Origin of the sequence: Streptomyces akebiae, from assembly GCF_019599145.1 — a bacterium.
GTDB classification, from domain to species: domain Bacteria; phylum Actinomycetota; class Actinomycetes; order Streptomycetales; family Streptomycetaceae; genus Streptomyces; species Streptomyces akebiae.
The window spans coordinates 2020926-2036791 of the sequence record NZ_CP080647.1 but is presented as its reverse complement, the minus strand read 5'-3'; the positions used below and the strand labels follow the sequence as shown (position 1 = coordinate 2036791).

The 15866-nt window shown below is 67.2% G+C and carries 13 protein-coding genes and 1 pseudogene; 8 read left to right on the top strand and 6 right to left on the bottom strand.

What is annotated here, in order from left to right; genetic code table 11:
• Positions 1–463: 463 nt before the first annotated feature.
• The 5 genes and pseudogenes from K1J60_RS45720 to K1J60_RS08975 form a co-directional block, all read right to left on the bottom strand.
• Positions 464–657 (bottom strand): annotated as a pseudogene (locus K1J60_RS45720) (IS5/IS1182 family transposase); the annotation flags it as partial.
• Positions 658–868: 211 nt separating this feature from the next.
• Positions 869–1741 carry an aldo/keto reductase gene (locus K1J60_RS08990; protein ID WP_220645734.1) on the bottom strand — a complete coding sequence of 291 codons (873 nt, stop codon included), beginning with the start codon at positions 1739–1741 and terminating at the stop codon, positions 869–871.
• Positions 1742–1840: 99 nt separating this feature from the next.
• Positions 1841–2611: an IS21-like element helper ATPase IstB gene (gene istB / locus K1J60_RS08985; RefSeq protein WP_220645733.1), complete on the bottom strand. Its 771-nt coding sequence runs from the start codon at positions 2609–2611 to the stop codon at positions 1841–1843.
• Positions 2608–4026 (bottom strand): IS21 family transposase, encoded by a 1419-nt coding sequence (gene istA, locus K1J60_RS08980; RefSeq protein ID WP_220645732.1) that lies wholly within the window; start codon positions 4024–4026, stop codon positions 2608–2610. Before istA ends, istB begins: the two co-directional genes overlap by 4 nt.
• A gap of 445 nt (positions 4027–4471) precedes the next feature.
• Positions 4472–5953 carry a 3-hydroxyacyl-CoA dehydrogenase gene (locus tag K1J60_RS08975; protein WP_220645731.1) on the bottom strand — a complete coding sequence of 494 codons (1482 nt, stop codon included), beginning with the start codon at positions 5951–5953 and terminating at the stop codon, positions 4472–4474.
• A 190-nt stretch (positions 5954–6143) separates the two neighbouring features.
• On the opposite strand from K1J60_RS08975, the gene K1J60_RS08970 reads away from it, so the two are divergent.
• The 8 genes from K1J60_RS08970 (at position 6144) to K1J60_RS08935 (ending at position 14837) form a co-directional block, all read left to right on the top strand.
• Positions 6144–6920 (top strand): enoyl-CoA hydratase-related protein, encoded by a 777-nt coding sequence (locus K1J60_RS08970; RefSeq protein WP_220645730.1) that lies wholly within the window; start codon positions 6144–6146, stop codon positions 6918–6920.
• Positions 6917–7876, top strand: coding sequence for an acyl-CoA dehydrogenase family protein (locus tag K1J60_RS08965; protein ID WP_220645729.1), 960 nt, complete (start codon positions 6917–6919; stop codon positions 7874–7876). Before K1J60_RS08970 ends, K1J60_RS08965 begins: the two co-directional genes overlap by 4 nt.
• Positions 7877–7928: 52 nt before the next feature.
• Positions 7929–9131, top strand: coding sequence for a CaiB/BaiF CoA transferase family protein (locus tag K1J60_RS08960; protein ID WP_220645728.1), 1203 nt, complete (start codon positions 7929–7931; stop codon positions 9129–9131).
• Positions 9119–9895, top strand: coding sequence for an enoyl-CoA hydratase/isomerase family protein (locus K1J60_RS08955; protein WP_220645727.1), 777 nt, complete (start codon positions 9119–9121; stop codon positions 9893–9895). Before K1J60_RS08960 ends, K1J60_RS08955 begins: the two co-directional genes overlap by 13 nt.
• A 14-nt stretch (positions 9896–9909) precedes the next feature.
• A complete protein-coding gene (locus tag K1J60_RS08950) occupies positions 9910–11067 on the top strand; it encodes an acyl-CoA dehydrogenase family protein (RefSeq protein WP_259408247.1) in 1158 nt (385 codons plus the stop codon).
• A gap of 58 nt (positions 11068–11125) precedes the next feature.
• Positions 11126–12589 (top strand): aldehyde dehydrogenase, encoded by a 1464-nt coding sequence (locus tag K1J60_RS08945; RefSeq protein ID WP_220645725.1) that lies wholly within the window; start codon positions 11126–11128, stop codon positions 12587–12589.
• 117 nt (positions 12590–12706) lie between these two features.
• Positions 12707–13900 (top strand): acyl-CoA dehydrogenase family protein, encoded by a 1194-nt coding sequence (locus K1J60_RS08940; protein WP_220645724.1) that lies wholly within the window; start codon positions 12707–12709, stop codon positions 13898–13900.
• Between the two features lie 196 nt (positions 13901–14096).
• Entirely contained in the window at positions 14097–14837 is a 741-nt protein-coding gene (locus K1J60_RS08935) for a FadR/GntR family transcriptional regulator (RefSeq protein WP_220645723.1), read from the top strand.
• Positions 14838–14956: 119 nt separating this feature from the next.
• On the opposite strand, the gene K1J60_RS08930 is transcribed toward K1J60_RS08935, so the two are convergent.
• Positions 14957–15826 carry an NAD(P)-dependent oxidoreductase gene (locus tag K1J60_RS08930; RefSeq protein WP_220645722.1) on the bottom strand — a complete coding sequence of 290 codons (870 nt, stop codon included), beginning with the start codon at positions 15824–15826 and terminating at the stop codon, positions 14957–14959.
• Positions 15827–15866: the final 40 nt, after the last annotated feature.

Below are 15866 nucleotides of genomic sequence, written 5' to 3'. Positions count from 1 at the left end.
CTTCGGCTCACTGGACGTTAACTATCTCTATAATGTAAGTCAATATCATTACTTGCTAATACCCGGCTTTTGTCATGCTCCCCACCTTTGTCTGGTCGGCGCAGCGGGTGCTCAGCCTGAGCTTCGTGCCAGATGCCAGCGTCATGGCTCGCTCCAGGCAGCCGCAGGGTCAGGTCGATCGGCCGGGGTCGCTGCTCGCACGGCGCAACCGACGCAGATGAGGGACGCCATCCGGTCGACTGTTCTGAGTGCTTCGAGCGTCATCCAGCGGTTGCAGTGCTCGGCTGTGTCGGGCCCGTAGATGCAGCCGAAGCGAAAAGCCAGGTAGCCGAAATCCCTTGCGTGGGGGAACGGCGGCAGACCGCCTCGCACGCGAGTCACGCCGCGGCGTACATGGATGTGTGCGAGCAGGCCGTTTTCGGCGACGCGGAACGCGTAGGCGCGCCATGAAGTCGGTGAAGGCGGGCGCGTAGCTGGTCTGTCCGGCGGTGAGAACGAACGGGAGAGGCCAGCAGTGGGCATTGGCCGCAAGGTGGATCTTCGTGGTCGGACCACCGCGGGACCGGCCGATGGCGCGATCGTCGGGATCGTCTGCCGGGGCCCCTTTTTTGAGGCCCCCGCCGCATGCTCGTGGGCACGTACGATCGCCGAGTCCACCCGAGACGTCACAGTTGACGTCCCGTCGGCGTCGGCCTGTGCCGTCAGCGCGTTCCGGCTGAAACCTGCGTTGTCGAGTGGCTGCTACGAGCTCTCGGAAGTTGCCAGGCGCGCTGCCGCAACAGCTCACTGGTGGCTACGCAGCGGACGCTCTACGCCACGGGTCCAGACCGAAGGGCGCCTGGCCTCGGCACTCTTGGTGCCCTTCGGATCAGACTGCGTCGGTCAGGGACCGGAACTCGTCGTCGGTGAGTCGGACCAGCGCAGCGGCGGTGTTCTCCTCCAGATGCGCGACCTTGGAGGTGCCGGGGATCGGAAGCATCACCGGGGAGCGGCGCAGGAGCCAGGCGAGTGCGAGCTGCGAAGAACTCGCGCGATGCTGTTTGGAGGCGGCGTCCAGCGGGCCGCCCGGGCGGGCGAGTTCGCCGGTGGCGATCGGGAACCAGGGGATGAACGCGATGTTCTCGGCCTCGGCGTAGTTCAGCACGTCCTCGGCCGAGCGGTTCGCGAGGTTGTAGAGGTTCTGCACGGAGACGATCTCGGCGTAGGTGCGGGCCTCCTTCAGCTCCTGGACCGTCACCTCGGACACGCCGATGTGACGCAGCTTGCCCTCCTGCTGCAGCAGAGTCAGCTCACCGATCTGGTCGGCGAGCGGAACCGTGGGGTCGATGCGGTGCAGCTGGTACAGGTCGATGCGCTCGATCCCGAGATGGCGCAGGCTCAGCTCCACCCGCTCGCGCAGGTGCTCGGGGCGGCCGTTGGGACGCCAGTCGTCCGGGCCCGGGCGGAGGAGGCCCCCCTTGGTGGCGATGACCAGGTCATCGGCGTAGGGATGCAGAGCCCTGCGGATCAGCTGCTCGTTGACGAACGGCCCGTAGGCGTCGGCCGTGTCGATGAAGTTGACGCCCAGTTCCACGGCCCGGCGCAGGACCCGGACGGCCTCCTCAGGATCGCGCGGCTCGCCCCAGACACCCGGGCCTGTCAGCTGCATGGCGCCGTAACCAAGACGGTTCACGGTCAGGCCGCCACCCAGATCGAAGGTGCCCGAGGCGACGGCAGGGAGTTCGGTTGGCTGCGTGCTCATAACAGCGTCCTTGGAAGAGAGTCTGAAGGGGCAAAGAGGCGACGGTGTCGGCGTACGGACTTTTCTCCCCAGTTGCGTACGGACGAACGTCCCCAGCTGTCACGCCACGTCGTTCTCTCGCTCGATGGCCTTGAGGCGGTTCTTGAGCCGGTAGCTGGGGCCGTTGATGGAGATCACTTCGCAGTGGTGCAGGAGACGGTCGAGGATGGCGGTGGCGAGGACTTCGTCGCCGAAGACCTGGCCCCATTCGCTGAAGGTCTTGTTCGAGGTCAGGATGATGGAGCCCTTCTCGTAGCGCTTTGAGATGACCTGGAAGACCAGGTTCGCCTCGGCTCGTTCGAGGGGCTGGTAGCCGACCTCGTCCACCACCAGGACGCTGGGCCGCAGGTAGGTGCCGAGCTTGTTCGTCAGACGCCCGGCAGCCTCGGCGGTTTTGAGGTTGCGGACCATGTCGTCGAGGCTGGTGAAGTAGATCGAGTAGCCGGCCCGGCAGGCCGCGACCGCGAGAGCGACGGCGATGTGTGTCTTGCCGACCCCGGGCGGCCCGAGCAGAGCGGCGTTCGCCTTGCCGTCGACGAATGAGAGGGTGGCCAGGTCCTTGACCTTCCGCGGGTCGAGGTCGGGCTGGAACGAGAAGTCGTACTCGTCGAGCGTCTTGTGGTGGGGCAGCCGGGAGAGCCGCAGGCCCTGGCGGAAGCGGCGGTCGTCGCGGACGGCGAGTTCCTCGGACAGCACCAGGTCGAGGAAGTCGAGGTAGCCCATCTTGCCCTCGTCGGCCCGCCGGGTGTACTCGTTGATCGTTTCAACCAGGTGGGGCAGGCCGAGCTTTCCGGCCGTGCTGCGGATGCGGGTGGAGACCAGCTCGCTCAAGACGTTTCCCTCGTGCTCGGACGGGTGGTGAAGGGGCGGGTTCCGGTCAGCTCGTCATAGACCGACAGCGGACGGCGGCCGACCTCGATGCGGGTGGCCGCGGTGCGGTTCAACAGGGCCTGCAGAGGCCCTGTCTCCTCGCCCCGAGCAGGCTCACGGAGAGGCCGTGGCAGGACATCGCCGGTGGTGGTCCGGCGCCCCTTGCCGGTGGGCAGACCGTCCCAGTGGGCCTCCTCGACGACACGGGCCCCGCGGCCGACCGCCCGCAGATGGGTGGCCAGCAGCGTCTCGCCGTTGGCGTTCGCGATGGTGGAATGCAGCATGACCTGCGACTTCGTGGCCCGGATCTCCACCAGCTGACGCGGTCGGACTCTTCGTGCGGGCACCGAGTAGAGATTGCCGCCGAAGGCGACCAGACAGTCCTTGCCGACCGGCCGCAGATGCCGTTCGGCCACCAGATACGGAGTCTCCGGCAGCGGTTTGAGGGCCACGTGGTCGCGGGCGGCCCGCTCGCCGATGATCTGCTGGTGAGTCCTGTGGGCCTGAGCCCTGCGCCGCGGCACCCAGGCGGCGAAGGCGGCGTCCATCTCCTCGACGGAGGAGAAGGACCGGCCGGACAGGACGTGGTCACGGACGATGAGGACCTGTCGTTCGACGCGTCCCTTGCCGGTGGGCCGGTAAGCGGCCAGGACGTCGATATCGAAGTCGTAATGGCCGGCGAACCCGACCGCTTCCGGATGCAGCGGGACCGCCTCGCCCGGAGCGACGTGCCGGCGGACGACGGTCTTCGTGCGGTCGTAGACGATCGTCATCGGGACACCGCCGAAGTGGGCGAAGGCCCGGCGGTGGCAGTCGAAGAAGCTCTGCAGGTCCTGGCTGGTGGTGAAGCAGCAGAACGGGTCGCGCGAATACGACAGCGTCATGTGGAAGGAGTAGACCTTCGGGATTCCCATGTGGGCGAGGATCTTGCCCTCGTCGCCCCAGTCCACCTGGGCCTGGGCTCCGGGGATCACTTCGAAGCGGCGGTGCATGCCGGCGAGTTCCTTCGGCGTGATGCCGAGTTCCTCGGCGATGCGAGGCCGGGCTTCCTGAACGTAGAGCTTGACGCGCTGATAGTTGCCGGTGAACCCGTACTCCGCGGCCAGCCGCCCGTGGATCACCGCGGCCTTCATCAAGATCTCCGCCCGCAGCATCGAGTCCACCAACGGCGCGAACTCATCGATCACCCTCGCCTTCGACCGCCCGCTCGGCGACCGCCGCGGCGGGGTCGCCGGACCCGGCGCCGACAGATACTTACGCACCGTCTTCCGGTCCAGCCCGGTCTCCCGGGCCACCTCCGACAGGCTGATCGCCCCGGATTCCAACAGACTCCGAAAGCGCCGCAGTTCCAACCAACGCTGCGGATCCAAGACCACCGTCGACCGCCTTCCGCCGCCTCTCACCGACCAAGCAGCAGAGTGCCGAGCAGCAGGCCTCAACGCATCAACAACTGTCCCTTTTCATCCGTACGCGGGTGGGGACGTTCATGTGTACGCCGACAGACGGGGCTGGGCAGTCGTTGAAGAGGGAGGGGTGACTCGCTCAGCCCTGCCGCCTGCCGGAAGACGAGGCAACACCTTGTCGTGGTGTTCACCACCGACTGCCTCGTAGAGCTTCCACCATCGCACCGCCTGACAAAAGGGGACGATTTCTTCCCGGGAGGGAGCCGTCCTGAGGAGAAATCTGTCCCCCCTAAGTGCGTTTGCCCACTGTGAATACCTCACACGTAGAAGCTCGGGCCCCAGCGGGCTGGCGTGTGGTCATCGAGGCGGACCCGAAGGAGAGACAGCGCCCTGACCGCCGTCATCTTCGGTTGCCGACCTACGTCTCGAGCGCCGCGGAGCGCAGGGAGTTGCTGGCACGGTACCGGGGATCGTGGTAGGACGACCACAACGCGTCGAGCAGTTCGAGCACTCCGCGCGTCGACCATCGGGCGCTCCAGGCAAACGGGCCCATGGGGTAGTTGGTGCCCAGCCGCATAGCGGTGTCGATGTCGTCGGGGGTCGCGACCCCGTGGTAGGCCGTCTCCCACGCCTCATTCGCGATCATTGACAGAACTCGGGCCACCACGAGCCCCGGTACGTCGGCAACGGGGAAGGCGCGGATACGAGCACGATCCAGCAGGGCGACGACGGTGTCGGTGAGCGTGGCGTCGGTGGACGCGAGGGCGACGGCGGTGGCCGTCGTGGGGTCGAGGCAGCGGTCGACGAGCAGCACGGGCTCGCCCCGCAGCCTCGACTCCTCGCGTGCGCTGCGGCCCCCAGTGACCATGACCGAGCCCATTCCGACGAATTCGATGCGGGGAATGCCGGTCTCCGCCCGGGCGAAGTCCAGGCCGCTGCGGGTGAGCAAGGTCTCCAACTGCTCGTCCGAACCGTGCAGCACCACAGAGGTGGTGCGCGCCGCCGCTTCGGTTCTCAACTCTGCGGCGCGGGGGAGCGGGCGCTCGGAGCCCTCGCCGTACTCGTAGTAGCCATGACCGGTCTTGCGGCCGAGCCGTCCTGCGGCGATGAGCTCGCTCTGGATGAGCGAGGGGGCGAACCGCGGGTCGTAGTTGTAGGACGTCCAGACGGTCTGCGTGACAGCGAAGTTGACGTCGTTGCCGATCAGGTCCATCAGTTCGAACGGTCCCATGCGGAATCCGCCGGCCGCCCGCATGAGTTCGTCGATCGTCTCCGCCGTGGCGGCGCGTTCCTCGACGAGTCTGAGTGACTCCCCGTAGAAGGCCCGGGCGACCCGGTTGACGATGAAACCGGGGACCGACCGCACCTGGGCTACCGACTTGCCCCAGCGCACGGCCAGGTCGGCGATGGTGTCGGCGATGTCGTCGGAGGTTTGCAAGCCCCGGACGACCTCGACGAGCTTCATGACGGGGACGGGGTTGAAGAAGTGCATGCCGACCACGCGTGAGGGATCTGGCGTGCCTGCGGCGATGGCGGTGATCGAGAGCGACGAGGTGTTCGTCGCGAGGATGCACGTCGGTCCGAAGTGTTCCGCGGCACGTCGCAGGACCTCCTGCTTGACGTCCAGGCGCTCGAGGATGGCTTCGATGACGATCGTCCGTGTGTCCGGCGGCGCTTGGGTGAGGTCGGTGAGCGTCAGCAGTCGTGCTTCGACCTGGGCCGATGCCGCCGGGTTCTTCCGGCCGAGGCGGGCGGCGATCTCGGATCTGGCCGAGTCCAGTTGCCTCTTGTCCGGGTCGACCAGGTGTACCGGGTGACCGGAGGCCAGGGCTACCTGCGCGATCCCCCGGCCCATCGTGCCCGCTCCGATCACGCAGATGGGTGCCAGTGGCTGTGACATCAGCGTCTCCTCGACGTCATCGGTGAATCGTCCTGTGTGGACGAACTCCAAGATCCTTGACAAGCCTCCTAGACACAGTATCGTAATGTCAAACTTTTTCACCTGTATAAGAAACAGGTCAGAGTGTGAGGTGCGGGCTCGCGCAGCCGAGGCCCGAACGGGCCGACTCGTCGAATCAGGAGCTGAGTGCATGAGCTACGAGGACGTCACTGTCGCCGTCGATGACGGCGTCGCGGTGATCACGATCAACCGGCCCGACCGGGCCAACAAGCTGAGGTTCGAAACGGCCCGTGAGCTGCTCGCGGCGCTACAGAATGTGCGGCAGACCCGCGAGATCGACGTGGCGGTCCTCACCGGTGCCGGCGACAAGTTCTTCTGCATCGGGGGAGAGCATGACGAGCTCTCCTCGCTCGACTACTCCAGCGTGATGCCCGTCATCGATCTCTATGAGTTCATCGACGCGATGCCCAAGCCGGTGATCGCGGCGGTCAACGGCTACGCCGTCGGCGGAGGGAACGTGCTTCAGGTCGTGTGCGACCTCTCGATCGCCGCCGAGCACGCCGTGTTCCGTCAGGTGGGCCCGATGGTCGGCAGCTTCGACGCCGGCTACGGCACCTGGTACCTGGAGGAGACCATCGGCCGTCGGCGGGCGAAGGAGATGTGGTACCTGAACCGCAAGTACTCCGCTCAGGAAGCCCTGGACATGGGCCTGGTCAACGAAGTGGTGACCGGTCGACCTGTCCTCGACAGAGCCGTCGAAGTCGCTCAGGACTTGCGCAAGCGCGGCCCGTTCGCGCTGGCCGCCCTCAAGACCGCCTTCTCCAGCCGCCACACCGGTGTCGCCGGGCAGGCGCGCCTCGCGCACGACCTGCTGCTCACCGCCTACCGCAGCACCGAGGAGGCGGCCGAGATGTCGGAGTCCTTCGAGGAGCGCCGCGACCCCCGTCGCGAGAGGTTCTACCGATGACCGGGCGCAATGTGGAACTCGACGACTTCGTCGATGTGCTGACGAAGCGTCTTGTGTCGGTGGAGTGGAGCGACGCCCACGCGATCCACTCCGCGCTGGTCGCGGCGGATGTCCTGGATCTGGCACAGGAGGCAGCCGAGCTCGAGGACGTCGTCGACTGGCTCGTCGCAGCCGTGCGCACGACCGCGCACTTCTCGCCCGCAGCCGCGTTCACCCTCGCGGGCCGGTTCGCCGCACAACGTGGTCTCGCCGCTTCGGAGACGGACACCCGCGACGTGCGGGATGTGACCTCTGCGGTCACCCATCCCACCGCGCGCAATCAGTGGACGGCCACTGTGCCGACCTTGTTCGCGCCCGCCGCGGTGGTGCTCCTGGACCGCTCCACGGAACGGGCCGTGCTGGCCCGCCGAGACGCACTGGTGCGGGAGGAGCCCGAGGGAACACGGCGCAGCGGACTGCTTGAAGCCGCCCTGCGGACGGTCCGGCTCGACGACACGGTCGTGACGCTGCCGGACACCGTCACGAGGCGCACCGCGCGCGACTGGGACCTGTTCACCTCCGCTGTGGGCCTCGGCCTCGCCGAGAAGGCGCTGCACACGGCCGAGACGTACGCCGGCGAGCGGCGCCAGTTCGGTGCGGCGATCGGCACCTTCGCCGGGCTGCGCGCGATCCTCGCCGAGATGCGGATCCGTGTCCGCACGGTGCACGCGATGCTCGACAGCGCTGCCGCCGGTGACCTCGACACGGCAGAGCTGCTGGCACAGGCGGGCAGGACCGCCGTCGACGTCTGCCTGGACGCGATCCAGGTGCACGGCGGCTACGGGTACATCGACGAATACCCCGTGGCCGGTCTGCTGCGCGACGCGGTGAGCCTCCGAGCCCGCGGCGGCGGCCGCCGGACCGTCCTGGCGCAGATCGCCTCTCGACGCCTCGGCAAGCCCGGGGGCGACACGTGACGGCCCTCGCGCATTCCACGTCCCTGAAGCACCACTCGAGGAAGGAGGCCTCATGAACGCGTCTTCCGGCCCGCTGCACGGGATCACCGTGGTCGACATCTCGTCGTCCTACGCGGCACCGACCACTTCCATGTATCTCGGCGACATGGGAGCGGAGATCATCAAGATCGAGCCCGTGCGCGGAGACGACGCCCGTGGATGGGGACCTCCCTTCCTCAACGGCGAAGCCGCGTGGTTCCTGTCGGTCAACCGCAACAAGAAGAGCCTGTGCCTGGACATACGTGGCGAGCAGGGCCGTGAGGTGCTCTTCCGGCTGCTGGAGACCGCGGACGTGTTCATCGAGAACCTGAATCCGGCCAAACTCGAGCGGCACGGCCTGGGTCTCGACGCACTGCGTGAACGCTTTCCCCGACTGGTGATCTGCGCGCTGTCGGGGTTCGGGATCGACGGCCCCGACGCCGCGCTCCCGGGCTACGACCTGATCGCTCAGGCCCGCTCCGGCATGATGAGCGTCACCGGTGACACCGGGGTACCGCAGCGCGTCAGTACCGCTCTGTCCGATGTCGCGGCCGGCACCGTCGCCGCGTACGCCATCGCGGCCGCGCTGGTCAGGCAGCAGAGGCACGGGGTCGGCGAGATCATCGACGTCGCCCTGCTCGAAGCCGACCTCGCCTTCATGTCACCTCGGATCGCCAGCTTCCTCGCGGGCGATCCGGAACCCCGCCCCTGCGGCGGCACCGACTCGGTGGTCGCGATCTACCAGACGTTCCGGACGAGCGATCGCCCCATCGTCGTCGCCGTGGGCAACGACAAGATCTGGCTCCACGCCTGCGCGGCACTGGGCCTGGACGAGTTGGCCCAGCGGCCCGACCTGGCCACCAACGCCGGACGCCGCGCGCGCCGGGACGAGGTCGTCGACGCCTTCCAGTCGGTTCTGTCCATGAGGACCTCGCAAGAGGCGCTCAAGGCGCTTCAGGATGTCGGCGTACCGTGTGCGCGGATCAACTCGCTGTCCGAAGTCGTCGACGACCCCCAGGTGGAGGCTCGCGAGGCGATCGTCAGCCAGGAGCATCCGCGTGCGGGCGTCTTCCGGGGCGTCGCGAGCCCGTGGCGTCTCGGTTCGCAGAGCAGCCGGGCGCCCCGCCTGCCGGCACCGCTCCGGGGAGAGCACGGACGCGACATCCTTACAAGTGCAGGATTCGACGACGAGCGGATCGCCGATCTCGCGGAGGCGGGTGTCGTATGGGTTCCCTGATCGCGGTGGACGACGACGGGCGGGTGCGGACGATCACCCTGAACCGCCCGGACCGGCTCAATGCCCTGAACACCTCCGTGCTGGACACGCTGGCCGAGGAGGTCCGGCGGGTCGCTGAGGAGAGCAGGGGCATCCGGTGCCTGGTCATCCGGGGGGCAGGTGACCGGGCGTTCAGCGCCGGCGCCGACCTTGAGGAGATCCGCGGCCTCGACGCCGACCAGGCGCATGCCTTCATCCGGCGGGGTCACCGTGCGATCACCGCCATCGAGCGCTCACCCGTTCCGGTGATCGCCGAGGTCGACGGCTTCGCCCTCGGCGGCGGATTCGAACTCATGCTGGCGTGCCATGTGGTGATCGCCTCGGACCGCAGTCAGTTCGGCCTCCCGGAGGCACGGATCGGCTGTATCCCGGGATTCGGGGGCACCCAGCGGCTGCCCAGAACCGTGGGCAAGGCGGCGGCCTTCCATCTGATGCTCACCGGCAGCCGGATCGACGCCGAGCGTGCCTGGCAGATCGGTCTGCTGTCGGTCCCGCCGGTTCCCACCGCCGAACTGCCCCGTGAGGTGGCGGAGACGGCGTTTCTGATCGCGTCCGGGAGCCGCACCGGTCTGGCCAACCTGCTCGAAGCCGCGCGGCAGAGCACGTCCGGCCCAGCCCTGGAACACGAGGCGGCACTCGCCGCCCTTTCGATCGCCTCCGTCGACGGCCAGGAGGGCATCACGTCCTTCGCCGAGCGACGCGAGCCCGTCTTCACCGAGGAGTGACGACATTGAACACTGTGCCTGAGCCCCCACCCTCGGCGGACCGCACCACCGTCCTCTCACTCCTCGACGGCGTCATCGCGCACACCGTGACCCCGGCCGCGGTGACCGTGGACCGGGACAGCTCCTTCCCTTCGGCGTCCATCCAGGCGCTCGCCCGGGCAGGTCTCGGCGGGCTTCTGATCCCGACCTCGCTCGGAGGAAGAGGCACGTCAACGGCGACGTACGCCGAGGCGCTGTCCCGGATCGCGGCCGCCTGCGGATCGACCTCGACGGTCTACATGACCCAGATGCACTGCGCTCACCCGATCCACCTCCAAGGGCGGCCCGACCAGCACGAGGCGTGGATTCCCGCGCTCTGCGAGGGCACGGCCATCGGAGCGATCGCCCTGACCGAGCCCGAGGCGGGATCCGACGTCGGGTCGATGCGCACGACGGCACGCCGTGACGGCGACTCCTATGTGATCAACGGCGAGAAGACGTTCATCTCCAACGGAGATGTCGCCGATGTCATCGTGCTGTTCGCGACGGTCGACCCGAGTCGCGGCAAAGACGGCATCACGGCCTTCCTCATCGACACGGAGTACGCGCGGGGTCTCGAGGCCGGCAAGCCGATGAAGAAGCTGGGCCAGAAGGGTGCCTCGACCGTCACGCTCGGATTCCAGGACTGCCGGATCCCTGTGGAAGCGCGCCTCGGCGCCGAGGGCGAGGGCTATCCCCTGCTGTTGCGGTCGGTCACGAAGTCGCGCATCAGCGCCGCAGCGCAGGGTGTGGGCTTCGCACAGGGTGCCTTCGACGCGACCGTGCGCTACTGCGCAGAGCGAGACCTCCTCTCTTCCCGCACCCGCGGTGCCCAGGACCTCCAGTTCGAACTGGCCCGCCTGCGGGCGGAGATCGCGGCCGGGCGGTCGATGCTGAGGGAGGTCTGCGATCTGGTCGACGCAAGCGACGAGGACCCCACGGCCGAGGTCGCCATGGTCAAGCTGCACTGCACGACCCTGGGCGTGCGCGTCGCCTCGGCCTGCGTCGAACTGCTCGGCGAGGACGGAGATCGCGACGACATCGGTGCGGAGCGCCGACTGCGCGACGGGAAGATCACGGAAATCTACGACGGGACCAATCAAGTCCAGAGCATGCTCGTCGCGCGGGACATCCGTCTCTCGATGATGCCGTGACCGAGCGCGTCGGCCGGCGCCGCCGACTGACACAGGTTTTGTCCACGAGGAGAGGTCCATGATGTGGGAGGGCCGTTACGACCGCCTGTTCATCGGAGGGCGGTGGATTCCGGCACACGGCGAGCACCTCAGGGTTGTGTCGCCGTTCACGGAAGAGGTCGTCGCCGAGGTTCCCTCGGCGTCGTTGAGCGACATCGACCGTGCCGTCGCCGCGGCACGTGAGGCGTTCGACAACGGGCCGTGGCCGCGTATGCCGCTGGAGGCGCGCATGGCGGTACTGCGGGAACTGCGGCGGCTGCTCGCCGAGCGGCAGGAACCGATCGCACAGCTCATCACTGACGAGATGGGCTGTCCCATCACGCAGTCCCGCGCCATCCAGGCCGCCAATCCGGTCCGGGTGATCGACGCGTGTCTCGATCTCGCGCCGGACTACCCGTTCCGGTCGATCCGCTCGGCAGAGACGGGCAGGGCACTCGTCACCCGGGAACCCGTCGGCGTTGTGGCCGCCGTCGTTCCTTGGAACGTGCCCATGAGCATCAGCATCCAGAAGGTCGTTCCGGCCGTGCTGGCGGGGTGCACGGTCGTTCTGAAGCCGGCTCCGCAGACGTCTCTCGACGCGTATCTCCTGGGCGAGCTGATCGAGCGGGCGGGGTTCCCGGAGGGCGTGGTCAACATCGTTCCGGCGGAGCGGGAGAGCAGCGAGCACCTCGTCACGCACCGGGGCGTCGACAAGGTGTCCTTCACCGGATCAACCGCCGCGGGCCGCCGGATCGCGGCGCTGTGCGGTCACGATCTGCGGCGCGTCACGCTGGAGCTGGGGGGAAAGTCGGCCGCTGTCGTTCTGGATGATGCCGACCTTGACCGGACCGTCGAGGCGATGCGTCTCGGGTCGTTCCGCAACAACGGTCAGGTGTGCACCCTGAAAACCAGGGTGCTGGTCTCTGAGGCGCGCCAGGCCGAGCTCGTCGAGCGGCTCCGCTCCCTGATCGACTCGATGCCCGTGGGCAGTCCGTACGACGAGGCCACAGAGATCGGGCCGCTGGTCTCCCAGCGGCAGCGCGAGACGGTGGAGCACTACATCGCCACCGGCCTCAAGGAGGGCGCGACCCTAGTCACAGGTGGCGGACGTCCGGGGGGTCTTGACCGCGGATGGTTCGTGGAGCCGACGCTCTTCACCGATGTGCGGCCGGATATGACGATCGCGCAGGAAGAGATCTTCGGGCCGGTCCTCGCCGTCACGACCTACCGGGACGAAGCCGAGGCGGTCGAGATCGCCAACAACTCCCCTTACGGTCTCAGCGGGGCAGTGTTCACCTCGGACCCCCGCCGAGGGCTGGAACTCGCGAGCCGGATCCGCACCGGTGTCGTGGAGCTGAATGGGCACCCGGTCGGGCTCAAGGCGCCGTTCGGTGGGTTCAAAGCCAGTGGCATCGGGCGCGAGTACGGCCCCGAGGGGCTGGACGCCTACACGGAGTTGAAGTCCATCGGACTGCCGCCGGACCTGGCGACATCGCTCGCGTGACCGACCGAGCAGAGTCCGGGACGACCCGCGCCCCGCACCCATCGCCCCTGCTGACCCACGGGTCGCGGTTGTCGGGACGACACCGTGGCCACTGGACTGAGAGGAACGGACCATCAGATGGATCGTCTTGCCCACACCGATGAACTGACCGAGGACCAGAGGGAGATCCTCAAGGTGGTCAGGCAGTTCGCCGAAGAGAAAATCCTGCCGGTCGCCACCGAACTCGAGCACAATGACGAGTACCCGACCGACATAGTCGAGGGACTGAAGGAGCTCGGTGTCTTCGGCCTGATGATCCCGCAGGAGTACGGCGGGCTGGGTGAGTCGCTCCTGACGTACGCGCTGTGCGTGGAAGAGATCGCGCGAGGCTGGATGAGTGTCTCAGGTGTCATCAATACCCACTTCATCGTCGCGTACATGCTGATGCAACACGGCACCGAGGAGCAGAAGCGGAAGTACCTCCCGCGGATGGCCACCGGCGAGGTCCGGGGCGCCTTCTCGATGTCGGAGCCAGGCCTCGGCTCCGACGTCTCGGCCGTGGCCACCAAGGCCGACAGGCTTCCCGACGGCTCCTACTCGATCACCGGCCAGAAGATGTGGCTGACCAACGGCGGTTCGTCGAACCTGGTCGCGGTTCTGACGAAAACCGATGAGGGCGCGGCCTCGGTCTACAAGAACATGACCACGTTCCTGGTCGAGAAGCAGCCTGGTTTCGGTGAGACCGCCCAGGGCGTCACCGTCCCGGGAAAGATCGACAAGATGGGCTACAAGGGCATCGACACCACCGAGATGATCTTTGACGCCCATCGGATCGGGGCCGACCAGATCCTCGGGGGAGAGCCCGGCCAGGGCTTCTACCAGATGATGGACGGTGTCGAGGTGGGCCGCGTGAACGTCGCCGCGCGCGCCTGCGGCATCGCAGTTCGTGCCTTCGAACTGGGCATCGCGTACGCGCAGCAGCGTGAGACGTTCGGCAAGCCGATCGCGCAGCACCAGGCGATCCTGTTCCGTCTGGCGGAGATGGCGACCAAGGTCGAGGCCGCCCACGCGATGATGGTTCGCGCGGCCCGCAAGAAGGACTCCGGCCGACGCAACGACGTCGAGGCCGGCATGGCCAAGATGCTCGCGAGCGAGTATTGCAAGGAAGTGGTCGAGGCGTCGTTCCGCATCCATGGCGGGTACGGCTATTCCAAGGAGTACGAGATCGAGCGGCTCTACCGCGAGGCGGCCTTCATGCTCATCGGTGAGGGTACGTCCGAGATTCAGAAGATGATCATCGGTCGCAGTCTGCTCAAGGAGTACGCGATGTGACGAGCCCGGGGAACAGCCGACGCAGGCCTCCTTGCCGGTGACCCGGCAGGGAGGCTGTCGGTCACCAGGTTGAAGCACGACATTTTTCAGTATGACAATTTACCGACCCTGGTCATATACTGCGGCTTTGGATCAGGCCTTGTGTACGTCCGAACGAGATGGTGTCGGGCAATGTCGACGGTTGGGGAGGCGTGGTATGGCTGAAACGGGGTCTGGGGCGGCGGAGAAGTTCCGGGCGCGACAGGTGACGCGGCCGCGTGATCAGGTGGAGCAGCAGATCAGGGAGGCGATCCTGGAGGGCCGTTTCGCCCAGGGGGAGAAGCTGCCACCGGAGACGGAGCTGGCCAAGCAGTTCGGGGTGAGCCGTCCCACCGTGCGGGAGGCGCTGGGTGCGCTGGTGAGCGGCGGTCTCATCCGGAAGATTCCGGGTATGGCCGGCGGGAGTTTCGTCAACACGGTCACTCCGGATTCGCTCAGCCGGATGCTGAGTGAGTCGGTGGACACCATTTTGCGCCTGGGTGCCTTGGACATGCTCGAACTGACCGATGTACGGCGGGTGTTGGAGGTCCCGGCCGCCCGCCTGGCCGCTCGGCATCGGAGCGAGGAGCATGTGAGCGAGCTGCGGTCGATCGTGGAGCGGCAGCGGACGACGACGATCGATGATCCGGAGATTCCAGGCTACGACCTGGCATTCCACACGACGATCGGGCAGGCGTCCGGCAACCGTCTGCTGGCGGCGTTCATCGCCGCGGTGCACGATGCCACGCATCCGGCGCAGTACCTGGACGTGACCGCGGAAGTCGGGAAGCGGACGGTGAAGCAGCACATGGTGATCCTCGCGGCGATCGAGACCGAGGACGAGGACGCGGCCGCCGAGGCGATGCAGTCGCACCTCGACTACGTCCTGCGGTATTCGACCGCCCAGCCCAAGGCGTAGCTGCACGCACGGCGACCTGAATGACTCGTCCGAGTCGGCGTGGCTCGTGCACAGAAGCCGGTGTTGATGACGTGTGCCCTCTCAGCTTGCAGGCTGAGAGGGCACACGTCATACGGGCATCAGTCGGCGTACCACTCCGCCATGAACTGACTCTGGTCCGCTTCGGGGCCGAAGCGGTCGATGGCCTCCATGGTGAACTCCTCGACGAGGTGCCCGATCGGGGTGGCGTGCCTGAGGCCTTCCGCCATCTCGTTGGCCAGGTGGAGGTCCTTGAGCATCAACTGGAGCGTGAAGCCTTGTGCCCTGTAGGAGCCGCCGCTGAGCAGTTGGGGGAACGTGTTCTCCGTCGTGTAGTTGCGGCTGCTCGACTTGTTGATGACCTCGACCACGGTGTCCTGGTCGATACCACACGCCTGTCCGAGACGAACGGCCTCGAGCGCGGCGAAACGGTTGCAGCTGTTGAGCAGGTTGTTCACGAGCTTCATCGCGTGTCCCGTGCCCGCGGGGCCGACGTGGAAGACCTCAGGGGTCACGGCCAGCAACAGGTCCCGGGCCTTGGCGAACGCCTGCTTGGAGCCTCCGACCATCAGGGTGGCCGTGCCGGCCCGGGCCCGTTTGACACCTCCGGCGATCGGCGCGTCGACGAAGTCGACGCCGAGTTCGGCGAGAGCGGGAACGATCTTCCTGTCCGTCGTGGGCGCGCCGGTGGTCGTGTCGATGACCAGAGTTCCCCGCGCGAAGTGCCGGGCGATTCCCTGGTCGCCCAGGAGCAGTTCGACCACGTCCGCCGGTCCCGGCAGCGAAAGGAAGACGTACGGGCAGTGCTTCGCTGTCTCGTCCGCCGACATGAAGGTGGCGCCCCGGCTCACGAGCTCGTCAGCAGCCTGCCTGTTCAGATCGCTCACGTACAGATCGTGATCCGCCACGAGACGGCTCGCGATGGCCGAACCCATGGCGCCGACGCCGATGAACCCCAGCTTCTCGGGCAATGCGGGTACCTCACTCACCTCACGGCCGACCCGGAGTCGA

Coding starts and splice junctions, on each gene's coding strand:
- K1J60_RS08990 (WP_220645734.1), bottom strand. CDS start 1,741: ATGAGCACGCAGCCAACCGAACTCCCTGCCGTCGCCTCGGGCACCTTC.
- K1J60_RS08975 (WP_220645731.1), bottom strand. CDS start 5,953: ATGTCACAGCCACTGGCACCCATCTGCGTGATCGGAGCGGGCACGATG.
- K1J60_RS08970 (WP_220645730.1), top strand. CDS start 6,144: ATGAGCTACGAGGACGTCACTGTCGCCGTCGATGACGGCGTCGCGGTG.
- K1J60_RS08965 (WP_220645729.1), top strand. CDS start 6,917: ATGACCGGGCGCAATGTGGAACTCGACGACTTCGTCGATGTGCTGACG.
- K1J60_RS08960 (WP_220645728.1), top strand. CDS start 7,929: ATGAACGCGTCTTCCGGCCCGCTGCACGGGATCACCGTGGTCGACATC.
- K1J60_RS08955 (WP_220645727.1), top strand. CDS start 9,119: ATGGGTTCCCTGATCGCGGTGGACGACGACGGGCGGGTGCGGACGATC.
- K1J60_RS08945 (WP_220645725.1), top strand. CDS start 11,126: ATGATGTGGGAGGGCCGTTACGACCGCCTGTTCATCGGAGGGCGGTGG.
- K1J60_RS08940 (WP_220645724.1), top strand. CDS start 12,707: ATGGATCGTCTTGCCCACACCGATGAACTGACCGAGGACCAGAGGGAG.
- K1J60_RS08935 (WP_220645723.1), top strand. CDS start 14,097: ATGGCTGAAACGGGGTCTGGGGCGGCGGAGAAGTTCCGGGCGCGACAG.